We start from the raw sequence: 23729 nt of genomic DNA, 5'->3' as shown, positions 1-23729 counted from the left end.
ATGGAACGCCATCGATTAGTTTCGTCTGGGTACCGTTCCCACCCTCGACAGCCGGAGTCCCCCGCACCGTGCGATCGTCATCGACGACCATCCACCCACCCACCGAGCCGCTCCCGATCAGCACCGTCCGCCCACCGTGGCGCCGGTCCTTCATCGCCCTGTCCGTTCCGAACTTCCGGCTGTTCACCGCCACGAACCTCGTCGCGATGACCGCCGGGTGGATGCAGCGCATCGCCCAGGACTGGCTCGTGCTGCAGCTCACCGGGTCGGTCGCGCAGGTGGGCATCACGGTCGCGTGCCAGTTCGCGCCGATGCTGCTGTTCGGGCTCCTCGGCGGGGTGTTCGTCGACCGCTACTCGAAGCGCGCGCTGATGATGATCACGCAGGGCGCGTTCGCGGTGCTGTCCCTGCTGCTCGCGGTCCTGACCCTGGCCGGGGTGGTGCAGGCGTGGCACATCTGGGTGATCGCGTTCCTGGTCGGCATGGTCACGGTCATCGACAACCCGGCGCGCCAGGTGTTCGTCACCGAGATCGTCGGACACCAGCACCTGCGGAACGCCATCAGCGTCAACTCGTCGGTGTTCCAGCTCGGCGGCATGATCGGCCCGGCGCTGTCCGGGATCCTGCTCGTCGCCGTGGGAGCCGGGTGGTCGTTCGGCATCAACGCGGTGGCATGCGTCGCGGTGGTCGTGACGCTCGGGTTCCTCCGCGTGTCCGAACTGCACCGCACCCCGTCGGCTCCGCGGTCGAAGGGGCAGCTCGTCGAGGGGCTCCGCTACGCCGCCGCGAAGCCGACGATCATCGTGCCGGTGATCCTGGTGGCCTTCTTCTCGGTGTTCGCGTTGACGATGCCGGTGCTGCTCTCCGCCTTCGCGTCGAAGGTCTACGACGTCGGCGCCGGCGGCTACGGCCTGTTCAACTCCGCCGTCGCGGTCGGTGCGCTGACCGGCGCCGTCCTCTCCACCCGGCGCGCCGTGGTGCGGCTCCGCACGATCGTCGGCGGGGTGTTCTGGACCGGGGTGCTGCTCGTCGTCGCGGGGTCGACGCCGAGCATCGCGCCGTTCACCGTGCTGCTCGTCGTCGTCGGCTTGTCGCAGCTGCTCTTCCAGACGGCGTCGAACTCGCTGGTCCAGCTGTCCTCGAACGTCGCGATCCGCGGGCGCGTGATGTCGCTCTACGTCCTCGTGCTGCTCGGCGGCCAGGCCATCGGCGGCCCGCTGATGGGCCAGGTCGTCGACCACTTCGGCGCACACGTCGGGATGATGGTCGCCGGCGGCGTGCCGGCCGCGGCGGCGGCCGTCATCGCACTCGTCCTGGCGCGGCGTGGCGGGCTGCACCTCGAGGTGCGGATGCGCCACCACCTGCCGCTGCCGGCCATCGTCGGGAACCGGTGACGCGCCTCCCGTCCGTCGGGTCGTCAACGCCGAACACCGGTGTTCGTCCGTCGCATCGCGCTTCCGCGCGGCGTGACCGACGAACACCGGTGTTCCGCAGAGCCCGCGGGGCCGCCAGAGCCGGTCGGCTCAGTAGGCGACGCCGAACCGCGCCTGGTGGTGCTTCGGCTGCTCGATCTCGTCGACGACCGCGATCGCGTAGTCGGCGCCGGAGATGTCCGAGTTGCCCTCGGCGTCGGTGAGGAGCACGTCGTCCGACGTGCGGTACGCGCCCCGACGCTCGCCGGGGTTGTGGCCGCCGAAGGCCGCGGCGGGGCTGACGTAGAACCAGTCGACCGAGGTGTCGCCGGCGCGCAGGGCCTCGAGGATCTGGCCGTGGCTCTTCGCCTCGCCCGTGAACGCGTCCGGGAAGTCCGGGGTGTCGTACAGGGCCGGGCCGCCCTCGGCGACGAGCATCGATCCGGCACCGCCGACGATGCCGAGCCGTGCACCCGCGGCGGCGGCTGCGTCGACGAAGTGCTGGAACTGGTCCTTGAGCTCACTGCCGTCGGACTGGACCGCGTGCAGGGAGACGATGAGGACGTCCGCGCCCTTCGTCACGTCGGACACGAAGGCGGCGTCGAACGCGTCACCCTGCGCGAGAGTGAGGTGCTCGGCGGCATCGAGCTTGGAGGTGTCGCGCGCGACGGCGACGACCTCGTGGCCGCGGGAGAGGGCTTCACGGACGATGGCGGAGCCGGCGTAGCCGGTGCCTCCGAAGACGACGATGGTGGACATACGAGCTCCTTCGTGGTGGTGGTGCCGACGCGGTGACGCGCGTGCCACTCACTGTACGGGTGTTACTCTCTTTCGGTGAGTAGGCACCTCACGGTGCGTGCCCTGCCCGGGCGCGTCGTGCACCGTGCCCCACGGAAGGTCACCATGAGTGCGCTCGAGTACAGCCCCTACGCGGCGGACTGCCCCTCTCGACAGCTGCTCGACCGGATCGGGGACCGGTGGAGCGTCCTGACGATCGGCGCCCTGGCCGACGGCCCGCGTCGGTACTCCGCCATCGCCACCCGGGTGCAGGGCGTCTCGCAGAAGATGCTCACGCAGACCCTCCGCGCCCTCGAACGGGACGGCCTGGTGACCCGGACGGTGTTCCCCGAGATCCCGCCGCACGTGGAGTACGAACTGACCGACACCGGGCGTTCCCTCCGCACGGTGCTCGTGCCGCTCGAACAGTGGGCGATCGACCACATGGACGGCGTCACCGAAGCGCGCTCGGGGTACGACGCGCGGGCCTGAGCCCGTCGCTCCTGGAATCGCGTCGGCTCGCCGGTGGTTGCGTGGAGGCATGCGATCGATCGTCTACTCCCAGCCCGGCACGTCCTCCGTCCTCTCGCTTGCCGACCGACCGGTCCCCGAGCCCGGCGACGGTGAGGTCCGCGTCCGCGTGGTCGTCTCCGGGGTGAACCCCACCGACTGGAAGGCGCGGCAGGGCGGTACCTACGGCGACGGCCTGCCGTTCCCCGAGATCACCCCGAACCAGGACGGCGCGGGCATCGTCGACGCGGTCGGAACCGGCGTCGAAGGAGTCTCCGTCGGCGACCGCGTCTGGGTGTTCCTGGCCGCCGCCTCCCGCCCGACCGGCACCGCGCAGGAGTACACCGTCGTGCCGGCCACCCGCTTCGCACCCCTACCCGAGGGCGTCTCGTTCGACGTCGGCGCCTCGCTCGGGGTCCCGGCGATGACCGCCCACCGCGCCCTGACCGTGCACGAGGACGGCCCCACCCGACTCTCCCCCGGCGCCCTGTCCGGTCGCACCGTCCTCGTCGCCGGAGGCGCGGGTGCCGTCGGGCACGCCGCCATCCAGTTGGCGCGGTGGGCCGGAGCGACCGTGATCGCGACGACCAGCTCCGACGACAAGGCGGCCCTGGCCACCTCGGCCGGGGCGCACCACACCGTGAACTACCGCGACGACGACGCCGCCGACCAGATCCGCGCGATCGCCCCGGACGGCGTGCACATCGTCGTCGAGGTGTCGATCCCCGCGAACGCCGACCTCGACGCGGCCGTCCTGGCGAACCATGGCGTCGTCTCGATGTACGCCGACAACGGTGGGGACGCAGCATCCATCCCGGTGCGGCCGAACATGGGCATCAACGCCCGGTACCAGTTCCTGCTGCTCTACACGATCGGTGACGTGGCCCTCGCGGCCGCTGCCGAGGACGTCGCCGCAGCCCTCCGCGACGGCGTCCTGCCGGTCGGCGAGGAAGCGGGTCTGCCGCTGCTGCGTTTCCCGCTCGAGGAGACCGCTGCGGCGCACGACGCCGTGCAGGGCGACGCGGTGGGCAAGGTGCTCATCGACGTCCAGGCGGAGTAGCGCCGGCGCCGGCGCGGCGCCACGCTGCCACTGCGCCGTCGCACTGCGGCACCTGGTGCGCTTCGGCGCCGCACAACCGAGACCGGTTCGAACCACGGAGGTCCGTGGTTCGGACCGGTTTCCGTCGTGCCCGTCCGGTCCGCGCCGTGGTGCGGGCGAGGTCAGTCCCGCCGGCGCCTGCCGGTCGCCCGCGCCAGCTGCGCCCGCGCCGCGGCCGTCGCCCGCTGCAGGTTCGCCGCGACGACGCGCGGGTCGTCGTAGTCCTGGTCGTCGCCGCCGGCAGACCGCGGGGGCACCACCCGCGCGCGGCCGAACCGGGCCGCGCCGGACGGACTGAACGTCGTCATGGCGTCAGGGTACGTCGAGGGCCCGACAGCGGCTCGGCACCCGCCTCGGGCACCGGCGGGAAGGCCAGCACACAGGCCGTCGCCACGTACTCGGCGATGACGGCGACGTTCCGCACGTCGAGGTCGGTGAACGCACCCGGCGCGGGACTGTCGACCGTGAGCATGCCGAACGAGTAGTCCTCGGACCGGACGACGACCGCCACGTAGGACCGCCAGCGGGGTGCGAACTCGGGGTCGTCGTCCTCGGCGTCGACGTCGGACTCCCGGTCCGGGACGACCCGCGGCGGACCACCCTGCAGCACCCACTCCAGGTTCCGGTCGCCGTACGGGGTGCCGGCGCGGAAGGTACCCGCGGTGTCGCCCGCTCCGCCGTGCCCGATCGGTTCGAGGGCGTCGAGCGCCGTCGACAGCAGGTACACGTTCGCCCGGACGTCGGGCACGTGCGGCAGCAGGTAGAACGCCAGTGCGGCCGCGGCCCGGTCGGCGAACCCGCCGAGTTCGATGCGCCGGGTCACCGGGTCGTGCGTCGCGAACCGGGTCAGCCGGGTCGCGATCTGCCCGAACCCGTACTGCACCGCCACCTCGTACGCCGCGAGCGCCGCAGCACCCGTGTCCTCCGCCGAGGCCCGTGCACGCGCGCCGCGACGCGCCCGCAGCACCTGCCAGACGACGACGGCGACGAACACCACCAGCGCCGACACGACGAGCCACGCCCGCTCGACCGGGACACCGACGAGGTTGGGCACCTGGAACACCGCCGTCGGCAACGCCGCCGCCACGATCGGCAGCACCACGTCACCGGCGCGCCCGCGCCGTCCGTTCCCCTGTCCCACACGAGCACGGTAGGGCCGACCACCGACGGACGGGAGGCGCGGGGCGGGGGCGATCCGTGCCTCCCGTCCGGGTCGTGGTCGGCTCCGCCGAGCGGACGTGGTGCGCGTTCATCGCCGGACTTGGTATGCAGGAGGCATGACCGATGTTGCACAGCCCACGCCCACGCCCGGAACACGCGCCATCGTCCTCGGAGGCGGTGGGGTCGCCGGCATCGCCTGGGAGCTCGGCGTCCTGTCCGCGCTCGAGGACGCCGGGGTCGACCTCGGTGCCGCGGACCTGGTGGTCGGGACGAGTGCGGGGAGTGTCGTGGGGACGTTCCTCCGCGCCGGCGCGGTGCAGACGGCCTACGAGCAGCAGTCGAGCCCCCTGCCGACGACGTACGAGGAGCCGGCGGCCGTGGACGTGACCGCGGTCGAGCAGCGGTTCGCCGCCGCGATGCAGGACGCCACGTCCGAGCAGGACGCCCGTGCGCGGGTCGGTGCCGCGGCGCAGGAGGTCACCACCGGCCAGAGCGACGACGAGCGCGTCGCCACCTTCCGGCAGACGCTGCCCGGTGCCGAGTGGCCGGAGAAGCCCTACGCGGTGACCACGGTCGACGCGGTGGACGGGTCCTTCCGGGTGTTCCGGGCCGAGGACGGCGTGCCGCTGGAGCGTGCGGTCGCCGCGAGCTGCTCGGTGCCGATCGTCTGGTCACCCGTGCGCATCGACGGGCACCCGTACATCGACGGTGGGGTGCGGTCGGCGACGAACGCCGACGTGGCCGCCGGGTACGAGCGGGTCCTGGTGATCGCGTGCAGCCCGGAGGGGCCGTCACCGCTCGGACCGTGGCTCGACCGGTCCGTCGCAGCCCTCCGCGACGCCGGGTCGCAGGTGGAGGTCCTGGTCGCCGACGAGGCGTCGCAGCGGGCCTTCGGGACCAACTCGTTGGCGCTGTCGACGCAGCGGCCCTCCGCGGAGGCCGGGCGGGCCCAGGCGGAGCAGGTCGCGGAGCGGGTCGCGTCGTTCTGGGCGTGAGGCGGTGACGGGTCAGACGAACGCGGCCTGACCCGTCACGGCGCGACCGACGATGAGCGTGTTGACCTCACGCGTGCCCTCGTACGAGTAGATGGCCTCGGCGTCGGCGAAGAACCGGGCGACGCCCTTCTCGAGGACGATGCCGTTGCCGCCCTGCACCTCGCGGCACCAGCCGACCGTCTCGCGCATCCGGGCGGTGGCGAAGGCCTTCGCCATCGCGGAGTGCTCGTCCCCGCCCAGTCCCTGGTCCTGCAGGGCCGACGCCTGCGCGCAGAGGGCGATCGACGCGGTGATGTTGGCGAGGGACTTCACGAGCAGGTCCTGGATGAGCTGGTGCGAGGCGATCGGCTTGCCGAACTGCACACGCTCGCGGGCGTAGCGCAATGCCGCCTCGTAGGCACCGACCGAGATGCCGACGGCCTGCCACGCCACCTCGGTGCGGGTCAGGCGGAGCACCGTCGCTGTCGACCGGAACGAGTCGGCGTGCTGCAGTCGGCGGGCTTCGGGGACGCGGACGTCCTCGAGTGCGATGTCGGCGTTCTGCACCGAGCGGAGGGCGATCTTGTCCTCGATCTTCGTCGCGGTGAACCCCGGGGTGTCCGAGGTCACGAGGAAGCCCTTCACCTGACCGTCCGCGACGTCCTTCGCCCAGATCACGACGACGTCGGCGAACGTGGCGTTGCCGATCCACCGCTTCGCGCCGTTGAGCACCCAGGTGTCGCCCTCGCGACGGGCGGTGGTGCGCAGGCCGCGGGCGGAATCACTGCCGGACAGCGGCTCGGTCAGGCCGAAGGCGCCGACGATCTCGCCGGAGGCCATCCGGGGCAGCCATTCGCGCTGCTGCTCGTCGCTGCCCGCAACCGCGATGGAGTTCATGGCCAGGCCGGACTGCACCCCGATGAAGGTCGCGACGCCGGCGTCGACACGGCCGAGTTCGAGTGCCGCCCAGCCGCGGTAGACGGCGGAGTTCTCGAACTGGCGGACCAGCGGGACCCCGGGGCCGTACATGCCGAGCTCGGCGAGCGGTGCGATGACCTGCTTCGGGAACTCGGCGCGGGCCCAGTACTCGTCGGCGATGGGTGCGACGTCGCGCTCGAGGTACTCGCGGAGCTTCCCGAGGGAGGCGCGTTCCTGGTCGGTCAGCTGCTCCTGGAACCGGTAGAAGTCGGATTCCAGCAGGGGCGTCTGCGCAGCCGTCGTTGACATGACCCCAACGATGCATCATTCTCGAAAACGTTGCAAGACGGGTACGACGACTCTGGGGGAACCGTGAGCAGGCAGGCACTCGGCGCGCTCGGCTCGGCACTCGTCCCGAGCGCCCTCGCCGCCCGACTGGAGGCCCACCCCGACTCCCAGCGTGCGTTCCGTGCCGCGCGCCACAGCTTCATCGACGGCGGCCGCGTCGACATGGGGGCGCTCGCGTCGTCGCTCGGGGTCGACCGCACCTCGCTGTTCCGCTGGGTCGGGAACCGAGACCAGCTGCTCTCGGAGATCCTCTGGTCGCTCGCCGTCCCCACGCTCGACGCCGCCGGCCGTGCCGCAGCCGCGTCGGGAGCAGCGCGGATCGTCGACGTCCTCGACCGGTTCACGGCGGACCTGATCCGGGCGCCGTACTTCCGGGCGTTCCTGACCCGGGAGCCCGCTCGTGCGCTGCGCCTGCTCACGACGACGGACAGTGACGTCCAGCGGCGGTTCGTGGCGGTCGTCGCCTCCCTGATCGCCACGGAGCAGCACGCCGGCGCGTTCGACCCGGCGCCGCTCTCCCCCGAGGAACTCGGACGGCTGCTCGTGCGTGTCTCGGAGTCGTTCACCTACGCGGACCTGATCTCCGGCGAGACCCCGGACCCCGAGCGGGCACGCACGACGTTCGAGTACATCCTGCGTCCCACCCGGTGAGCGGGCGGAGCGACCGGACAGCCGACCGCCCGCTACCGGAAGCCGTTCTCCTCGAGGAGGTACCGCGGCAATCCGTGACCGGTGCAGCGGTCACGACGGCGGACGCCCCGGAGGACCTCACGCACGTGCTCGCCACACCCGGTCCAGGTGGACTTCCCGCACACCGGGCACTGCGCTGACTCACACATGCACCCGTTGTAGCGACACCGACCCCGGAGCGCTCCGAGGCCGGCGTCGATCGGCTACCCGCGCTGCCGTCGGCGACAGTAGTCGTCAGATGAGGTCGTCGGACAGGTGGTTCGGCGTGCCGAACGGTGCATCGTGCGCCGGGGACCTCAGCTGCGAGGCATACGGGGCCAGGTCTGAACGGCGAGCTCCGCAAGCTCGGCCTGCCGATCGTCAATCACGCTCTTTGTCCAGTCAGCCTTCTCGCTCGCAGCTTTGGTTATAACGAGCTTCGAATCGGACAGGACTGGCTTCTTTACGCTCCAGGACTTGTTGCCGATGCGACCGTTGGGGCCCTTCTGCAGAAGCGCCATATTCCCGAGACGGTGAACATAAGAACGTTGCTCATCCTCAGTGAATTGAGGCCAGTCGGCTTCTCTCGCGTTCTTCGGCAGGATGTGTTCGAGGTTCACTGCATCGACGTCTTCGTTGACTACCAGCTCCGGCTCGGAATCACCGCGCTCGTTCAACTCAAGAGCACGCAGGATATACCGAGCCAGAGAACCGCGCATCACGCGCCACCCGGCAAACGCCGACTTGAACTCGGAATCAATCGGAACGAGATTGCCCACTCGAGTCTGCAGGATGCCAGCCGTCTCAGTGATCTTCCCGCTTCGAATGTCCCTCGCAGCCTCACTGAAAGCCGACTCAGCAACGCCAGCACCAAGCGAACCAACAGCTAGCCCGCGGACTACCCACGAGACGAGCGTCGGCACAAAACGTTCGATTTCGGCTTTTTCGAACTTTGTCAGCACAGCGAGCATGAGCGGGCGGTACTGCTCGAGGTTGAGCTCAACTAGCACCTCTGCCGCACCAGAAACGGATGCAGCGTAATCACCCCAGTATTCACTATCGGACGATAGGATAGCAAAATAAAGCCGCGAGCTGTCCTTCAGATCCTGCGAGAAGCTGACAGCGGAGGCAGTTCCGTCAACTTCACCTTTGATCCGCTGATAGACGTCTCGTTCTCGCGTCGGCCCAACGCGCGAGCTCAAAAGGTGTCGAGCGAAATCAGTAAATCGCTGATTGCCCACCTTTTCGATATTCAGGTTCGTTAGGGTCGAGATCCAGTTATCTCGTACCTCATCCAGCCGCGCTCCTGACTGACTGAAGAGAAAATTCTTCAGAAGGTCAGCAATTGTCAGATCTGCGCCTCTGTCATTCAAGGTCTCAAAAATGAGGAACGCGTCGGCCTCTGAAGCAACCTCGATCGCAACTACCTGGACATCCTCCTCAAGCCAGCCGATCAGATCATTTAAGCGGTCGCGCCACCCAGTACCGGCCTGCTCAGCGAAACCATTTACCCGCTCTCGAAGGTAGGCAAATGCCAATTCGATCAATGCTTGACTTGAGTTTACTGATTTGACCGAAGCATCGCGCTGTACTATACGGCGCTCATAATAGTCTCGGTCGTCGGAGTTCAAGATGAGCTTGGGGCGATCCGCACGCGCTCTTCTATCGAACTTCCCTAGGAAGTCCTGCTGCGTGGAATCGCCAAATTCTTTTTCGTCACGCTCGTAAAACTCATCCCGAATAGCAGCGATCAGAAGCGAAGTGGTGGCAAGTCGCTGCTGGCCGTCAATGACAAGCTGCCGCCCTTCCTCGCCATCGCGAGCCAGGACTGTCGTACCAAGGAAATAGGAGTCACGATTGGTGAAGCTGGCCTGCAAGTCCGACCAGTACTCGACCACCTGGAGCTTCTCGCTACCTTGTTCGCTCGCCCCACCATCGGCCGAAGACTGCCACGAATACGACCGCTGATAAAACGGTACGGCGAGTGATCGAGTGCGTATCAGTTTAGCGATTCCAACGGCTTCGTACGCCAAAAACTTCTCGGACAAAGGTCCCCCTCGCGGTCGACAGTGTCCTCATCTTAGGAGAGGAACCACGACCCTCTGCACGTCGGCGTGATCACTCAGATCAGATCAACGGTTAGGGCACTCGGCGTGCCGAAGCGGTGGGCCGTGATGGACACCGCCTGCTCGCGGAGGAACGGCAGCATCTCGATGCGTCCGGCCTCGGTCACCGGCTCGGCGTACACGGCGAGGTCCGGTCGGCCGTTCGTTCCGACGGCGAGCGCAGCGGCGTCCCCGGCGATGAGTCGGACACGCGTGGACGGGCCGGCAGCGATCCGGGCGGCGAACGTCTCGTCCGACTCGGTCTGCCGCACGGACTCGACGAGCGGGAGCCCGCGGAGCGCGGTGGCCACCGCTTCCGGGAGCGCGGCGGCCGTGGAGACCTGGACGGAGGTGCCCGCACGGAGCGCCGCGGCGACGACCCGTACGAGGCCGTCGACGTCCGACTCACCCTCGGCAGGCGAGGCCAGGCGGACGTGGACGCCCGGGAACGGCAGGTACCGGAAGACGTTGCGCTCGGCGGAGAGTGCGGACACGTCGGCTGCGGTCCCGAATTCCGAGGTCCACGCGAGTTCGTCGGACGCGATCGCACGGTCGACGGACTCGGACGCCACACCCGTCGCCCGGACGAAGGCCGACACGTCCGACGACGGCGTCGAGCCAGCGCGGGCGACGGCGGGCTCCCACGAGCCGAGGCCGACCAGGTAGTTCACGCCGCCGGCCTTCGTGCCCGCGCCGACCGCCGACTTCTTCCACCCGCCGAACGGCTGGCGGCGGACGATGGCGCCGGTGATGCTCCGGTTGACGTAGAGGTTGCCCGCCTGGATGCGACGGAGCCACGTGCCGATCTCGCCCGGGTCGAGCGAGTGCAGGCCGGAGGTCAGGCCGTAGTCGACCTCGTTGACGATGTCGATCGCCTCGTCGAGGGTCTCGGCGGTCATGACCCCGAGGATCGGGCCGAAGTACTCGGTGCGGTGGTAGTCCGAGCCCCGCCGGACGCCCTGGCGGACACCCGGGCTCCAGAGCTTGCCAGAGTCATCGAGCTGCTTCGGCTCGACCGCCCACGACTCCCCCGCGCCGAGCGTCGTGAGACCGTCGAGCAGCTTGCCGGACGCGGGTTCGATGATCGGCCCCATCTGCGTCGTCGGGTCGCTCGGGTACCCGACGGTCAGCGACGACACCGCGTCGAGCAGCTGGTTGCGGAAGCGCTTGGACTTGGCGACCGACCCGACCATGACGACGAGCGACGCGGCCGAGCACTTCTGACCCGCGTGTCCGAAGGCCGAGGCGACGACGTCCTTGACGGCCAGGTCGAGGTCCGCCGAGGGCGTGACGATGACGGCGTTCTTCCCCGAGGTCTCGGCGAGCAGCGGCAGGTCCTGACGGAACGACCGGAACAGCTCGGCGGTCTCGTACGCACCCGTCAGGATCACCCGGTCGACGAGCGGCGACGCGATGAGGTCCTTCCCGAGCGAGGACTCTTCGACGTCGAGGAACGCCAGCACGTCGGCGGGGGCGCCGTGCGCGTCGAGGGCGGTCTCGATCACCGACGCCAGCACGGCACCGCTGCGGGCGGCCGGCGGTGCCGGCTTCAGGACGACCGCAGACCCGGCTGCCAGCGCAGCCAGCGTCGACCCGGCCGGGATCGCCACGGGGAAGTTCCACGGCGGGGTGACGAGCGTCAGCGCAGACGGGGTGAACGACGCGCCGTCGACGGAGTCGAGGGACGCCGCGAGTTCGCCGTAGAAGTGCGCGAAGTCGATCGCCTCGGACACCTCCGGGTCGGCCTGGTCGATGGTCTTGCCGGTCTCCGACGCCATCACCTCGATGAGGGCGGCGCGGTTCGCCTCCAGGGCGTCACCGACGGCGTGCAGGACGGCACCGCGGGCTGCGCCGGACCAGGTGCCCCAGGTGGTGCCGGCGGCACGGACGCGCCGCAGGGCGGACTCGAGGGTCGTGGCGGAGGTGATCCGGGCCTCCCGGACGGCCGAGACCCCGAGCGTCGACGAGGCGATGCGGGCGGTGATGCCGGCGCCCCACTCGCGGACCGATCCGACGGACGGGTCGCTGTCGGGCGTGTTCTCGAAGTGGCCGGGCGCCGGGCGGTCGACGGCGGCGTACCGGTCCGCGACACGGTGCGGCGCCGGCGCGTCGAGCCCGCCGGGCAGGGCGAGCGGTGCCAGCGAGTCACGGAAGCGGGCTTCCTCGCGGGCGAAGAGCGTCGGGGAGGACGCGAGCGAGAACACCGCGGACATGAAGTTGTCCTGCGACGCGCCCTCTTCGAGACGGCGGATCAGGTAGGCGATCGCGACGTCGAACTCCCCCGGGTGCACGACCGGCGTGTAGAGCAGGAGCGAGCCGACGGTCTTCTTCACCGCGGCGGCCTGCCCCTGGGCCATGCCGAGCAGCATCTCGAACTCGATGCCGTCGCGAACGCCACGCTCGCCGGCCAGGAGCCAGGCGTGCGCGACGTCGAACAGGTTGTGCCCGGCGACGCCGACCCGGACGTTCGCGATCCGCTCCGGCGTCAGCGCCCAGTCGAGGACGCGCTTGTAGTTCGTGTCCGAGTCCTGCTTGGTGTGCCAGGTGGCGAGCGGCCAGCCGTGCACGGACGCCTCGACCTGCTCCATCGGCAGGTTCGCGCCCTTGACGAGCCGGACCTTGATGTCGGCACCGCCGCGTGCCCGGCGGGCGGCCGACCACTCCTGCAGGTGCTCCATCGCGGCGAGCGCGTCGGGCAGGTAGGCCTGCAGCACGATCCCCGCTTCGAGGTCGGCGAACTGCGGCTCGTCGAGGAGCTTCGTGAAGACCGCGATGGTGAGGTCGAGGTCCTTGTACTCCTCCATGTCGAGGTTGATGAACTTCTTCGGCGATGCCGCTGCGGCCCGCTCGAACAGCGGGCGGAGCTGCTCGACGATGTCGTCGACGGCGTGGTCGAACGCCCACGGCGAGTGCGGGTGGACCGTCGAGGAGACCTTGATCGAGACGTAGTCGACGTCGTCACGGCTGAGGAGCGCGTGGGTGCCGGCGAGACGCCTGGCGGCTTCGCGTTCGCCGAGCACGGCTTCGCCGAGCAGGTTCACGTTGAGGCGGACGCCGTCCTGCTTGATCCCCGCGATCGCGGGGCCGAGCTTCGCGTCGGTCGCGTCGACGATGAGGTGGCCGACCATGTTCCGCAGCACCCGTCGGGCGATCGGCACGACGACGGTCGGGAGGCTCGGTGCCAGTCCGCCACCGAGGCGCACCAGTCCGCGGAGCGCGGCGGGCAGGAACCCGGGTGCGTCCGGCGCGATGGCGCGGAGCTTGCGGGCCGCGACGGCGAGGTCCTCGGGGCGGACGACGCCGTCCACGAACCCGACGGCGAAGGCGAGGCCCTTCGGGTCGGCGAGGACGCCGGCGAGCTGCTTCGCGGAGCCGTCGACGGGGTACGTCTCGGCCTCGGCGAGCCACTGTCGGACGAGCGCGACGGACGCGTCGGCGAGGTCGTCGTGGACGGTCGGGGCGGCAGCGTCGGAGCGCGGCTGGACGTCGGTCATGGGGACAGTGTGACGGGCGCTCTTTCGGTAGCGGAAGCAACCGTTCCTGATGCATTCCGTTCAGCTCAGCTACGCTTTCGACATGCTCGACGTCCGCCGCCTGGTGCTCCTCCGTGAGCTGTCGATCCGGGGCACGGTCGCAGCCGTCGCCGAGGCGATGAACTTCACCCCGTCGGCGGTGTCGCAGCAGCTCGCCGTGCTCGAGCGCGAGGCCGGCGTCCAGCTGCTCCGCCGTGCCGGGAGACGCCTGCAACTCACGCCGCAGGCCGAGGTGCTGGTCGCGGCAGCGGGCGAGGTGCTCGACACCCTGGAGCGTGCGCAGGCCTCGGTCGAGTCGACGTTGACGAGCGTGCAGGGGCGCATCCGGGTCGCGGTGTTCCAGTCGGCCGCGCTCGCGCTGATGCCGTCCGCGCTCCGCACGATGGCGCTCGAGCACCCCGACGTCCGGGTCGAGATGGTGCAGCGCGAACCGGAGACGGCGCTCAACGAGACCTGGGCCCGGGACTTCGACATGGTGATCGCCGAGCAGTACCCGGCGCACGCGGCACCGCGGTTCCCGGGGCTCGACCGGCGCGACCTGACGACGGACCCGGTGCGGTTGGCGCTGCCGCCGGTGGCGACGGCGCTCTGGCCGGTGGCCTCGCTCGAGGAGGCCGCGACGCTGCCGTGGGTGATGGAACCACGTGGTGCAGCCTCCCGGCACTTCGCCGAGCAGACCTGCCGACGTGCCGGCTTCGAACCCGACGTCCGGTACGAGACCGCCGACCTGCAGGCGCAGATCCGGCTCATCGAGTCCGGCAACGCGGTGGCGCTGATGCCGGACCTGGTCTGGGCCGGTCGGTCGACGAGCTGCCGACTGCTCGAGCTGCCGGAACCGGGGCGCCGGACGCTCTTCACGGCGCAGCGCATCGCGAGCGCCGAGTCCCCGGCGGTGTCGGCGTTCCGGACGGCGCTCGAGCGGGCGGCCGGCGCTCCCCGATCCTGAGGGCACCATGTCGGGAAATCCCCGATCATGACGGGTTTCCCAGCACTTTTTCCGTGACGGTTTCGTGACCATCCCGGACGGTTCCGCGACACTTTCGCGCCGTACGCTCTGGCCACGGGCCAGCCACTGGGCGGCCCGCTCGCACGTCATCCCAGGGGGGAACCCAATGCACAAGACCTGCCTGCCGCCGATCCACCGGATCGCGGCCATCGGCTCCGCCGTCGCTATCGTCGCGGCGTCCTCAGCGTTCGGCATCGGCGTCAGCGTCAGCAGCGCCTCCGCTGACGAGTCGGTGCCGGACACGAGTGTCGCGACGTCCACGGGCGCCGACGCGTCCACCGGGGTCGGCGCGACCACCGGGGTCGGCGCGCCAGCGACCGGTCCGACCGATCCGGCGGTCGGCTCGACCTCGGGTGCCGACGCTGCGCCGGGAGAGACCGGCCGCGATCACGGTGTACCCACTCCGGCAGCCACGCCCGCACCGACAACGACACCGACTGCACCGGCTGCACCGGCGGCACCGACCGTCCCTCGCGCACCAGCGACGACCACGACCGTCACGCCGGTGGCCGTCACGCCAGTGGCCGTGACGCCGACCGCAGCCGCCGCCCCGTCCGCGACCGCAGCCGGCACCGTCGCGATCACCGGGACGACCACGACCTGGCACACGCTCCGCGCCGTGACCGACGGCTGGCCTGCCGGCACGACCTTCACCTACCAGTGGACCCTGTCGGGGCCGGTCGTCGGGACGCGCGTCATCGCCGGCGCCACGAGCGACACCTACGTGCTCGGCCACCCGGACGCGACGAGCGACCTGACCGTCGCGGTCACCGGCACCGCACCGGGCGAGGACCCGACGACCGTCACCAGCGCCCCGGTCCACGCGGACTTCAACGACGAGACGACGTTCACCGGCGCAGGTGTCCGCGAGCTCACGGCTCGTGCCGGCGAGACGATCTCGGTGCCGATCCAGGCACTGACCGGCGACCAGGGAAGCCTCCGGTACGGCGTGAGCTCGTCGGCCGACGGTCCGATCGACGCCGCAGCCCTCCCCGCGGGGCTGACACTGTCCAGCGACGGCGTGCTCTCCGGATCCACCACGACGGCACAGGTCGTCGACTTCTGGGTCCTGGCCCGGACCTCCCAGGAACCCGCGGGAGCGCCCGGGCAGCACGTGCAGCTGACGGTGGGCCTGGCGGCGGACACGCAACTGCGAGCCTTCGTGACGGACTACGACCCGCCGCACTCCCGCTCCTGGACGGTGTCGGCCGACGGGACGACGGAGTACCTCGACGCGCTCTCGGACGACCAGGCGCCGGCGTCCACGCCCATCACGTCGACGGTGGGCTCGACCATCACCGTGAACACCGGCTTGGTCGACCGCTACGGCAACCGCCAGCCGATCCCGGTCATCGACGACGAGTGGGCTTCCTCGGTCGCCGGTGACACGCTCGGCAAGTACGACCCGGGCACGGCGGTCACGTTCTCCTCGCCCGGCGTCCGGACGCTCACGGGGACCGCCCCCGACGGCCGGACGATCAGCTTCACGGTCCGCGTGGCTGCGACGGCAACGACTGCCACCCCGACGACCCCCGCGGCCGCCGGTGGCACCGCGTCCGGAACGGGCAGCCCCAGCAGTGGCTCGGCGCCGTCCGGCCACCTCGCCTTCACGGGTGCCGACGAGACCGGGCCGATCGCCTGGGCCCTCGGTCTGCTGGCGGCCGGAGCGGCGCTCCTCGTGGCACGGGTGCGTCGACGTCGAGCCTGAACGAGCAGCTGGAGGGGCGTGTCCGAGCCGGGCACGCCCCTCCAGTGCGCCCCGGGGCACCCGTCGGAACACCGGAGCCAGCCCCATCCGACCGAGCGGCGCGATCCTGAGGGCACCATGTCGGGAAATCCCCGATCATGACGGGTTTCTCGGCACTTTTTCCGTGACGTGTTCGTGACCATGTCGACCGGTTCTGCGGCCTCTGATGACCCTACGATCTGGCTACGGGCACGCCATCGGGAAGCCCGGCCACACGTCATCCCAGGGGGGAACCCAATGCACAAGAACTGCCTGCCGCCGATCCACCGGATCGCGGCCATCGGCTCCGCCGTCGCCATCGTCGCGGCGTCCTCAGCGTTCGGCATCGGGGCGGTCAGCGCCTCGGCCGACGAGCTCGCACCGAACGCTGCCGTCGGGACGTCCACCAGCGTCGACGCACCGGCCGACGGCCCGACCGCCGACTCGGCTGCGGACACGGCAAGCGCTGCTGCGGGCACCCCGGCCGCGACGACCCCGCCGGCCCCGACGGCCACGCCCGCAGCGCCGACGCTCCCGGAGGCTGCTGTCCCGGCCACCGTCGCCCCCGCTGCGGCGACGCCCACGCCGAGCGCGGACGCCCCGACGGCGACCCCTGCCGGCACGGTCGCGATCGCCGGCACGACCCGCGCCTGGCAGACCATCTCCGCGGACACGGCCGGCTGGCCGGCGGGCACGACCTTCACGTACCGGTGGGACTTCCACCACCCGGTCCTCGCGAACCGCGACCAGGGCACCCAGCGGACCTACGTCGTGGACCCGGAGCAGGCTGACGGCACCTTCACGGTCACCGTCACCGGCACGGCTCCCGGCATGACGCCGACGTCGGTCACCAGTGCACCGAGCAGCACGGTCGTCGTCGAGGACTCCGACCGGCAGTTCATCTACGGCCAGCGCGTCGTCCCGGTGACCAGCGGTGAGCCCTTCTCCGTCGACCTCGCTCCCGCCGACAACCCCGACCTGTCCTTCTTCGTGAACGGCTCCATCAGCGGCACCGCGGACCCGAGCGTGCTGCCCGCTGGCGTGACCCTCTCGGAGGACGGGGTGCTCTCCGGGACCCTCGAATCCTCGACGCCGCTCCGCGACCAGATCTGGGTCCACGTCACGACGCCGTACCACCCGGGCGGTGGGCTGTCGGAGCGGATCCTGCTGTCCGTCGCCCCGGCGGAGGACGACGGCGGGCTGTCCTTCACCGGCGGCACGACCGAGGACCACGCCGTCCAGCTCCTCGCGCAGGCCGGCAAGGCGTTCTCGCACACGTTCCAGGCCTCCGGAGGGCCCGTGGACGAGCCGGTGCGCTACTCGATCGTGCGGCCGGACGGGCAGCCGTTCCCGGCCTCGGACATCGGCGCCTCGTTCCCCGCCGGCATCACGCTCGACCCGACCACCGGTGTCCTCAGCGGCACGGACACGCAGGCGGCCCACTACTCGTTCGCCGTCGTCGCGACCTCCGGCGGACAGACCGCCACGCAGTACGTCGAGCTCCGCACGGCCCCCGCTCCGGCGGTCGGTGCCCTCGTGACGGTGACCCGCCCCGGGGACCTGCGGGAGCAGCGCACCTGGACGATCCAGCCCGACGGCTCGGTGGAGACCACCTGGTTCCCGAACGGACCGCAGCACGACATCGAGCGGACGACCGGTGGCCGCCCGACCGTCCCCCAGGGCGGCACGCTGCGGATCGCAGCGGCGCCGGTCGACGCCTTCGGCAACATCACGGTCCCGCTGGACGGCGACTGGGACGGCAGGACGCCCGACACCGTGACGAGTGACGTCGCTTCGGACGTGGTCGAGCGGGCCGGGTGGAACGCGGACGTCACGTTCCCGCACGCGTCGACCCACACGTTGACCGTCACGAGCCAGGGTGTCTCGACCACGTTCCCCGTCACCGTCGTCCCGTCCGCCGGCACCACCGGCAGCGGCACCACCGGCAGCCTCGCCTTCACCGGCGCCGACACGACGGGTCCGATCGCCTGGGGCCTCGGCCTGCTCGCGTCCGGTGTGGCGCTGCTCACACTGCGCGCACGGCGTCGTCGAGCCTGAGCTACGAACGACGAGGGGCGTGTCCGATCCGGACGCGCCCCTCGTCCGTGTGCGCCGCGTTCCGTGTGCGCCGAGCTCGGTGTGCGCCGAACTCCGTGTGCGCCGAGCGCCTTGCGGGAAACCGCACACTCCCCCCAACTCGGGTCACATTCGGGTATCCGGACCCGATCGGTTCACCCATTACCAATACGATCCGACCACGTCGGGGATTCTCGGCTGATTCATACGTTCCGGCATCTGACCGGACATGGACCCTGGGGGAACCCGTGCACCGCAGCACCGCCTTCGTCCGACGCGCTTGCGCCGTCGGCACCGCAACTGCTCTGATCGGCCTGACGACCGGTTTCGGCGTCATGACCGCTGCCACCGCCTACGCCGCTGACGCACCGGCCGGCACCACCGCGACCGGGCCGGCAGTCCCGGGTGGCGACACGACCACGCCGACGGCTCCGGGCCTCCCGGCCGACGCGGGGACCGCCGCCGGCACGCCCACCGGCACCGCTCCGACCGCTCCGACGGTCACGGACCCGACGCGCCCCGCACCCACGGCGACGCCGGCCCCGACCGCCGGTGGTGCGCCCACCGGCACCACGCCGACGACCACTGCGCCCACGGCTGCAGCCCCAGTCGCCGCTCCGACTGCCAGCGCAACGCCGACCGTGACCATCGTTGGCAAGGCTCAGGTCGGACAACGGCTCGAAGCCGACCCCGCCGGGTTCACCGAGGACAACAACCTGAGCTACCGCTGGACCGTGGACGGCGTCACCAAGGCGCAGGGTCCGGCGTACTCGGTCACTGCCGAGGATGCAGGGAAGATCGTGTCCGTCACTGTGCGGAACACGCTCCCCGGGCACACGGACGAGACCGCGACCGCGACGACCGCAGCCGTGACCGAGCTCCCGGTGTTCGTGGACGCCGCAGGCAAGCCCGTCGTCGGCGGCACCGTCGCAGACGAGGACAGCCTGCCCCTCCAGGCGACCGCTGGCGAGGCGTTCTCCTACACCTTCCGCGCCGCCGGTAGCCCGGCACCGAAGCTCGCGCTCGCCTGGTACTACGGCGACGACGAAGGCGACTCCGGTGACCCCGAGTACACGCCCGCGTCGCAGCTGCCCGAGGGCGTCGACTTCAACGCGGAGACCGGTCTCCTCTCCGTCACCACGGACGAGGCGAACCCGTACATCGACTTCGCGGTCACCGCGACCAACGCCGCTGGATCCACGACGCAGTACGTCGAACTGTCCGTCGTCGCCGGCGCACCCGTGGGTGTGGAGGTCTTCGCAGCGGATCGTCAGCAGTTCACGGACTTCCTCGAGGCCGGTTCGGGCAGCGACTTCGGTGTCGGTGTGCAGTTCAGTTCCTCTGCCATGAAGGCCGCCGACGCATCCAAGCGTGACGCAGCACCGCGTGACGGCAAGGTCCGCAGCTGGATCATCGACCGCCGCGGTGCGATCACGACCGTCGACACGACGTACTCCGTCGACGAGGAGGGGGGCGACTTCTCCGACGTCGAGACTCCCGGCGGAACTCCGACGGTCCAGCAGGGCGGGATGCTGATCACCAGCGGTGGCCTCGTCGACGAGTTCGGCAACGAGGTGACCGACGAGGACGCGATGCCGGCACCGGTGGCATTCACCTCGAACGTCGCCTCTGACGTCATCGCCGCCGACCCGTTGTTCGGCGGCTTTGGGAACTTCACGGACGTCACCTTCACCGAAGCCTCGACGCACACCCTGACCGCAACGGGCGACGCGTTCTCGACGGCGTTCCCGGTCCGCGTCCTCCCCACCGCGACCGCCCCGGTCTCGACTCCCCCGGTGGTCACGCCCCCGGTGGCAGCCGCGCCGATCGGCACCGTCCCGGCCCGCACCGCCGCGCACGCGCACGCGCATGGCCGCCTGGCCTACACCGGCTCCGACGCGACAGACTCCCTGCCCTGGGCGCTCGGCATGCTCGCCGCCGGTGCGGCACTGGTGGGCCTCCGGACTGTCCGCCGACGCGCCCAGCGCTGATCCGGACGGGAGGCTCCTCCCGCGGCCCCGTCGATCCCTCCACGGATCGACGGGGCCGTTCCGTCGTCCACAGGTCGGTGACGCGCATCTCCCGGACCGGACGGCGCGGCTAGCGTTGGAGCCATGCCGAGCCTGCTGCACATCGATTCCTCCGCCGACCTGTCCCACTCCCGCTCCCGCGCCCTGACCGCTGCCTTCGCGGATGCATGGCGAGCCCGCGGCCCGGAGTACACGGTCGTCCGCCGCGACCTGCACGTGGACCCGCTGCCGCACCTCGAGACGTCGGCGCTGCACTGGGCTGCAGCTGACCGCACGGCAGAGGAGTCCGTGCCCGACGCAGCCGAGCAGCTGCGCCAGGACGTCATCGACGAACTGCTGGCCGCCGACGTCGTGGTGATGGGTTCACCGCTGTACAACTACACGGTGCCGTCCAGCCTCAAGGCCTGGCTCGACCGCGTGCACATCCCGGGCGTGCTCGTCCCCGGCCCGGACGGCACGCCGCAGCCCCTCGCCGGCCGTCCTGTCGTGACCGTCGTCAGTCGCGGTGGCACCTACGACGCGGGGACGCCGACGGAGCACTGGGACCATGCTTCGCCGGTGCTCGACATCATCCTCGGCACGGCGCTCGGCATGAAGGTGCACCCGGTCGTGGTCAGTGCGACCCTCGCCGACCGGCTACCCGGACTCGCACCGTTGGCCGACCACGCCGCTGCCGAGTTCGCGGATGCAACGGTGGTCATGGAACGCCTGGCGACGACGCTCGGCTGACTCCCGAGCAGCCGACGGGTGCTCAGACTCGCCGGATCTCCCCGGAGCGTCCGAGCAGGTCGGCGTGGAACACCGTCTGGCTCAGGGCGCTCGCGAGCAGGTAGCCGGACATGGACTCGATGCCGCCGCTGAACGGCACGCGTGACGCCACCTCGAACACCGTCGGGCGGTCCAGGGTGTCCAGCGCGTCGGCGACGTGGCGGGTCCGCTCGTCGCGGTGCGCGGCCAGCACCCGAGCTCGGGCGACCACGTCGTGGAACCGGTACTCGTGGCCCGGGCAGACCTCGAGCCCGGCGTACGGCTCGAGGGCGGCCAAGGAGTCCAGCGAGTCCCGCAGCGGGTTCGAGTCGGTCCGCCCACCCAGGCCGATGCCGGAGTTGATCCGCGGCAGGACGTGGTCGCCCGTGAACAGCAGGCCGTCCCGCTCGTCGACGAAGCAGACGTGGCCACCGGTGTGGCCCGGGGTCCACAGCACACGGAGGTCCCGGCCCGGGATCGGCAGTCGGTCGCCGTCCTCGAGCAGCAGGTCGGCGAACGGCGCCTCGACGGTCCCCTGCCCGAGTTGCCGACCGGAGCCCCACACCGCCAGGACACCGTCCAGCCGGTCGTCGGGGACACCCCAGGTCCGGGCGTCCCGCTCGTTCTGCTCGGCATCGGCACGGGCGTGCTCGAGGGCGCGGACCTCGGCCGCGTGCATCGCGATCGGGGCTCCTGAACGGCGACGGAGCGCAGCGGCCGCCCCGAGGTGGTCGGCGTGCAGGTGGGTGACCGCGATCAGGGTGACGTCCTCCACCCCGCGTCCGATCGTTCGGAGGCCCTCGGTCAGGACATCGAGTTCGCCGCCGTCGCTCCAGCCGGGGTCGATCACCGCGAGCGCCCCGTCGTCCCCGGCGACGACGTAGACCAGCGTGGCGTCGGGCACACCACCGCGGAACGGGACCGCGAGCGTCCAGATGCCGGGGCGGACCTCCTCGACGGGTGGCATCTCACGTGCGGCGAGCGCCGCGGCCTGCACGGGGCTGACGGGCGACGGGTTCGACACGCGACCAGCGTAGTGAGCACGGGCCGAGTGGGCGGGGCGGCCGCGCACCGTGCCTCCAGGCCGTCGTCGGCGACGAGCGCGTAGACAAGCGGAATGGAGACCATCGCGCCCATGCTCGCCAAGGCCGTCGCCGCCGTCCCGGACCCGGACAGCGTCACCGGCGGCCTGCGGTACGAGCCGAAGTGGGACGGCTTCCGCGGCATCGTGACGATCGACGGCGACGACGTCGAGATCGGCAGTCGCGGGGCGAAGCCGCTCACCCGCTACTTCCCCGAACTGGTCGAGGCGTTCCGCGAGCAGTTCGGCGGCCGCCCGGGCCCGGTCGTCCTGGACGGCGAGGTGATCGTGCGTTCCGGGGAGCCCGGGCACGAGAAGCTCGACTGGGAAGCGCTGTCCCAACGGATCCACCCGGCGGCTTCACGCATCGCGAAGCTCTCGGTCGAGACGCCGGCGCAGTTCGTGGCGTTCGACCTGCTGCACGTGGACGGGGAGGACCTGACCTCCCGCCCGTTCGACGACCGGCGGGCGGCCCTCGAGTCCCTCGGCGCCGACCTGACCGATCCCCTCTTCGTGACCCGGACCACGCTCGACGTCGAGACGGCCCGTCGGTGGCTCACGTCGTTCGAGGGCGCCGGCCTGGACGGGGTCGTCGCGAAGCCGCGGCAGCGTCCGTACGAGCCGAACAAGCGCAGCATGCTCAAGGTCAAGCACCACCGCGAGGCCGACGTCGTCGCGGTCGGCTACCGGGTGCACAAGAGCGGGACGGGCGTCGGCTCGCTGCTGCTCGGGCTGTACGACGAGGACGGTGAACTGCGGATGGTCGGCGGCGCCTCGGCGTTCTCCGACAAGCGTCGGCGAGAACTGGTGGACGAACTCGAACCGCTCGTCGAGCGGGACGCGGACGGGAGGCCCGTCACCGGTGACGGCGAACGGTCACGGTTCTCGTCGGGTCGCGACACGTCGTTCGTCCGGCTCGTGCCGGAACGGGTGCTCGAGGTCCGGTACGACCAGATGGAGGGTGACCGCTTCCGGCACACGGTGCAGTTCGCCCGGTGGCGGCCCGATCGGCAGGCTCGCTCGTGCGGGTTCGACCAGCTCGAGGTGCCGGCGGCGTACGACCTCGACGACGTCCTGAGCTGACACTCCCCGCCCCCCGCAAGCGGGGGCGGAGTTGTCCATTTGGCGCTCGCTCGTCATCAGTAGTTAGCCGAACTAGTGATTGTGTGGAAGCATTCGAGACATCAGGGAAACGGTGGTTCTCCACCCCCTCGAGATCATGGATCGGAGTGGACATGAGCAACGAGATCCTCGTTCGCCGAGCACAGCGCAACCCTCTCAGCGAGGTCCGCGAAGCACGTCACCAGCGTGCCCTGCAGACCAGCGCGATCATCAGCGGGATCGCGGGCGTCACCGCCGCCGCGCTCGCCTTCGTCACGATCGGCCTGGGCGCATGATCGTCCTCGACGGCGTCACGCAGGGCAACCGCCGGACCTGGTCCCGCCTGAGCCGCCTGCACACGGCGACGGTCGGGTTGCCGCTGCAGACCTCCCGCGTCGATGACGACGAACTGCGCCGCGAGGACTCCTCCTCGCTCATCTGAGCGGGGTCCCCCGG

General features: G+C 70.8%; 20 protein-coding genes. 13 read left to right on the top strand and 7 right to left on the bottom strand.

Annotation, left to right across the window (positions count from 1 at the left end):
* The first annotated feature begins 68 nt into the window (after positions 1-68).
* A complete protein-coding gene (locus DEI89_RS05570; RefSeq protein WP_110903059.1) occupies positions 69-1394 on the top strand; it encodes an MFS transporter in 1326 nt (441 codons plus the stop codon).
* A gap of 129 nt (positions 1395-1523) precedes the next feature.
* Here the strand turns inward: DEI89_RS05570 and DEI89_RS05565 are convergent, their stop codons facing one another.
* Entirely contained in the window at positions 1524-2171 is a 648-nt protein-coding gene (locus DEI89_RS05565) for an NAD(P)-dependent oxidoreductase (protein WP_110903058.1), read from the bottom strand.
* Positions 2172-2315: 144 nt separating this feature from the next.
* Between DEI89_RS05565 and DEI89_RS05560 the strand changes: the two genes are divergently transcribed.
* Entirely contained in the window at positions 2316-2681 is a 366-nt protein-coding gene (locus DEI89_RS05560; RefSeq protein WP_110903057.1) for a helix-turn-helix domain-containing protein, read from the top strand.
* A gap of 49 nt (positions 2682-2730) precedes the next feature.
* On the top strand, positions 2731-3759 hold the full coding sequence (locus DEI89_RS05555; RefSeq protein WP_110903056.1) for an NADPH:quinone reductase: 1029 nt from the start codon (positions 2731-2733) through the stop codon (positions 3757-3759).
* A 161-nt stretch (positions 3760-3920) separates the two neighbouring features.
* On the opposite strand, the gene DEI89_RS05550 is transcribed toward DEI89_RS05555, so the two are convergent.
* Both DEI89_RS05550 and DEI89_RS05545 read right to left on the bottom strand, forming a co-directional pair.
* On the bottom strand, positions 3921-4106 hold the full coding sequence (locus DEI89_RS05550; protein ID WP_110903055.1) for a hypothetical protein: 186 nt from the start codon (positions 4104-4106) through the stop codon (positions 3921-3923).
* Positions 4103-4939, bottom strand: a complete 837-nt coding sequence (locus tag DEI89_RS05545) for a GAF domain-containing protein (RefSeq protein WP_146236687.1) — start codon at positions 4937-4939, stop codon at positions 4103-4105. Before DEI89_RS05545 ends, DEI89_RS05550 begins: the two co-directional genes overlap by 4 nt.
* A 136-nt stretch (positions 4940-5075) precedes the next feature.
* On the opposite strand from DEI89_RS05545, the gene DEI89_RS05540 reads away from it, so the two are divergent.
* Entirely contained in the window at positions 5076-5954 is an 879-nt protein-coding gene (locus tag DEI89_RS05540; RefSeq protein ID WP_110903053.1) for a patatin-like phospholipase family protein, read from the top strand.
* 12 nt (positions 5955-5966) lie between these two features.
* Here DEI89_RS05540 and DEI89_RS05535 read toward each other — a convergent pair whose 3' ends face one another.
* Positions 5967-7160, bottom strand: coding sequence for an acyl-CoA dehydrogenase family protein (locus DEI89_RS05535; RefSeq protein WP_110903052.1), 1194 nt, complete (start codon positions 7158-7160; stop codon positions 5967-5969).
* Positions 7161-7223: 63 nt separating this feature from the next.
* On the opposite strand from DEI89_RS05535, the gene DEI89_RS05530 reads away from it, so the two are divergent.
* On the top strand, positions 7224-7850 hold the full coding sequence (locus tag DEI89_RS05530; RefSeq protein ID WP_181421514.1) for a QsdR family transcriptional regulator: 627 nt from the start codon (positions 7224-7226) through the stop codon (positions 7848-7850).
* 335 nt (positions 7851-8185) lie between these two features.
* Here the strand turns inward: DEI89_RS05530 and DEI89_RS05525 are convergent, their stop codons facing one another.
* Both DEI89_RS05525 and DEI89_RS05520 read right to left on the bottom strand, forming a co-directional pair.
* Positions 8186-9916, bottom strand: coding sequence for a DUF262 domain-containing protein (locus tag DEI89_RS05525; protein WP_110903051.1), 1731 nt, complete (start codon positions 9914-9916; stop codon positions 8186-8188).
* Positions 9917-9990: 74 nt separating this feature from the next.
* Positions 9991-13467, bottom strand: a complete 3477-nt coding sequence (locus DEI89_RS05520; RefSeq protein ID WP_110903050.1) for a proline dehydrogenase family protein — start codon at positions 13465-13467, stop codon at positions 9991-9993.
* An 82-nt stretch (positions 13468-13549) separates the two neighbouring features.
* Here DEI89_RS05520 and DEI89_RS05515 point away from each other — a divergent pair, with 82 nt between their 5' ends.
* From DEI89_RS05515 to DEI89_RS05490, 5 genes are all read left to right on the top strand, one after another.
* Entirely contained in the window at positions 13550-14452 is a 903-nt protein-coding gene (locus DEI89_RS05515) for a LysR substrate-binding domain-containing protein (protein WP_110903049.1), read from the top strand.
* A gap of 166 nt (positions 14453-14618) precedes the next feature.
* On the top strand, positions 14619-16220 hold the full coding sequence (locus DEI89_RS05510) for a hypothetical protein (RefSeq protein WP_110903048.1): 1602 nt from the start codon (positions 14619-14621) through the stop codon (positions 16218-16220).
* Positions 16221-16496: 276 nt separating this feature from the next.
* Positions 16497-18296 carry a putative Ig domain-containing protein gene (locus DEI89_RS05505; protein WP_110903047.1) on the top strand — a complete coding sequence of 600 codons (1800 nt, stop codon included), beginning with the start codon at positions 16497-16499 and terminating at the stop codon, positions 18294-18296.
* 266 nt (positions 18297-18562) lie between these two features.
* The gene (locus DEI89_RS05495) at positions 18563-20305 is read left to right on the top strand and encodes a hypothetical protein (protein ID WP_181421513.1); all 1743 of its coding nucleotides are present in this window, start codon (positions 18563-18565) and stop codon (positions 20303-20305) included.
* A 123-nt stretch (positions 20306-20428) separates the two neighbouring features.
* Positions 20429-21073, top strand: a complete 645-nt coding sequence (locus DEI89_RS05490; RefSeq protein ID WP_110903045.1) for an FMN-dependent NADH-azoreductase — start codon at positions 20429-20431, stop codon at positions 21071-21073.
* Positions 21074-21095: 22 nt separating this feature from the next.
* Here the strand turns inward: DEI89_RS05490 and DEI89_RS05485 are convergent, their stop codons facing one another.
* Complete coding sequence (locus tag DEI89_RS05485; RefSeq protein ID WP_110903044.1) at positions 21096-22115, bottom strand: MBL fold metallo-hydrolase; 1020 nt, start codon at positions 22113-22115, stop codon at positions 21096-21098.
* 93 nt (positions 22116-22208) lie between these two features.
* Here DEI89_RS05485 and DEI89_RS05480 point away from each other — a divergent pair, with 93 nt between their 5' ends.
* The 3 genes from DEI89_RS05480 (at position 22209) to DEI89_RS17580 (ending at position 23715) form a co-directional block, all read left to right on the top strand.
* A complete protein-coding gene (locus DEI89_RS05480; protein ID WP_110903043.1) occupies positions 22209-23255 on the top strand; it encodes an ATP-dependent DNA ligase in 1047 nt (348 codons plus the stop codon).
* 152 nt (positions 23256-23407) lie between these two features.
* Positions 23408-23569, top strand: a complete 162-nt coding sequence (locus DEI89_RS17585; protein ID WP_166779260.1) for a hypothetical protein — start codon at positions 23408-23410, stop codon at positions 23567-23569.
* Complete coding sequence (locus DEI89_RS17580; RefSeq protein ID WP_181421512.1) at positions 23566-23715, top strand: hypothetical protein; 150 nt, start codon at positions 23566-23568, stop codon at positions 23713-23715. The genes DEI89_RS17585 and DEI89_RS17580 overlap by 4 nt, the downstream gene beginning before the upstream one ends.
* Positions 23716-23729: the final 14 nt, after the last annotated feature.

The sequence above is a fragment of the Curtobacterium sp. MCBD17_030 genome, from assembly GCF_003224255.1.
GTDB lineage: Bacteria > Actinomycetota > Actinomycetes > Actinomycetales > Microbacteriaceae > Curtobacterium.
The sequence above is the reverse complement of the archived record's forward strand: the minus strand, read 5'-3'. Positions and strand labels throughout refer to the sequence as shown.

Excerpts from the sequence above, each read along its gene's own strand:
- DEI89_RS05505 (WP_110903047.1), top strand. The coding sequence starts at position 16,497 with ATGCACAAGAACTGCCTGCCGCCGATCCACCGGATCGCGGCCATCGGC.
- DEI89_RS05550 (WP_110903055.1), bottom strand. The coding sequence starts at position 4,106 with ATGACGACGTTCAGTCCGTCCGGCGCGGCCCGGTTCGGCCGCGCGCGG.
- DEI89_RS05535 (WP_110903052.1), bottom strand. The coding sequence starts at position 7,160 with ATGTCAACGACGGCTGCGCAGACGCCCCTGCTGGAATCCGACTTCTAC.
- DEI89_RS05540 (WP_110903053.1), top strand. The coding sequence starts at position 5,076 with ATGACCGATGTTGCACAGCCCACGCCCACGCCCGGAACACGCGCCATC.
- DEI89_RS05565 (WP_110903058.1), bottom strand. The coding sequence starts at position 2,171 with ATGTCCACCATCGTCGTCTTCGGAGGCACCGGCTACGCCGGCTCCGCC.
- DEI89_RS05490 (WP_110903045.1), top strand. The coding sequence starts at position 20,429 with ATGCCGAGCCTGCTGCACATCGATTCCTCCGCCGACCTGTCCCACTCC.
- DEI89_RS05520 (WP_110903050.1), bottom strand. The coding sequence starts at position 13,467 with ATGACCGACGTCCAGCCGCGCTCCGACGCTGCCGCCCCGACCGTCCAC.
- DEI89_RS05560 (WP_110903057.1), top strand. The coding sequence starts at position 2,316 with ATGAGTGCGCTCGAGTACAGCCCCTACGCGGCGGACTGCCCCTCTCGA.
- DEI89_RS05515 (WP_110903049.1), top strand. The coding sequence starts at position 13,550 with ATGCTCGACGTCCGCCGCCTGGTGCTCCTCCGTGAGCTGTCGATCCGG.
- DEI89_RS17580 (WP_181421512.1), top strand. The coding sequence starts at position 23,566 with ATGATCGTCCTCGACGGCGTCACGCAGGGCAACCGCCGGACCTGGTCC.
- DEI89_RS05555 (WP_110903056.1), top strand. The coding sequence starts at position 2,731 with ATGCGATCGATCGTCTACTCCCAGCCCGGCACGTCCTCCGTCCTCTCG.
- DEI89_RS05480 (WP_110903043.1), top strand. The coding sequence starts at position 22,209 with ATGGAGACCATCGCGCCCATGCTCGCCAAGGCCGTCGCCGCCGTCCCG.
- DEI89_RS17585 (WP_166779260.1), top strand. The coding sequence starts at position 23,408 with ATGAGCAACGAGATCCTCGTTCGCCGAGCACAGCGCAACCCTCTCAGC.
- DEI89_RS05510 (WP_110903048.1), top strand. The coding sequence starts at position 14,619 with ATGCACAAGACCTGCCTGCCGCCGATCCACCGGATCGCGGCCATCGGC.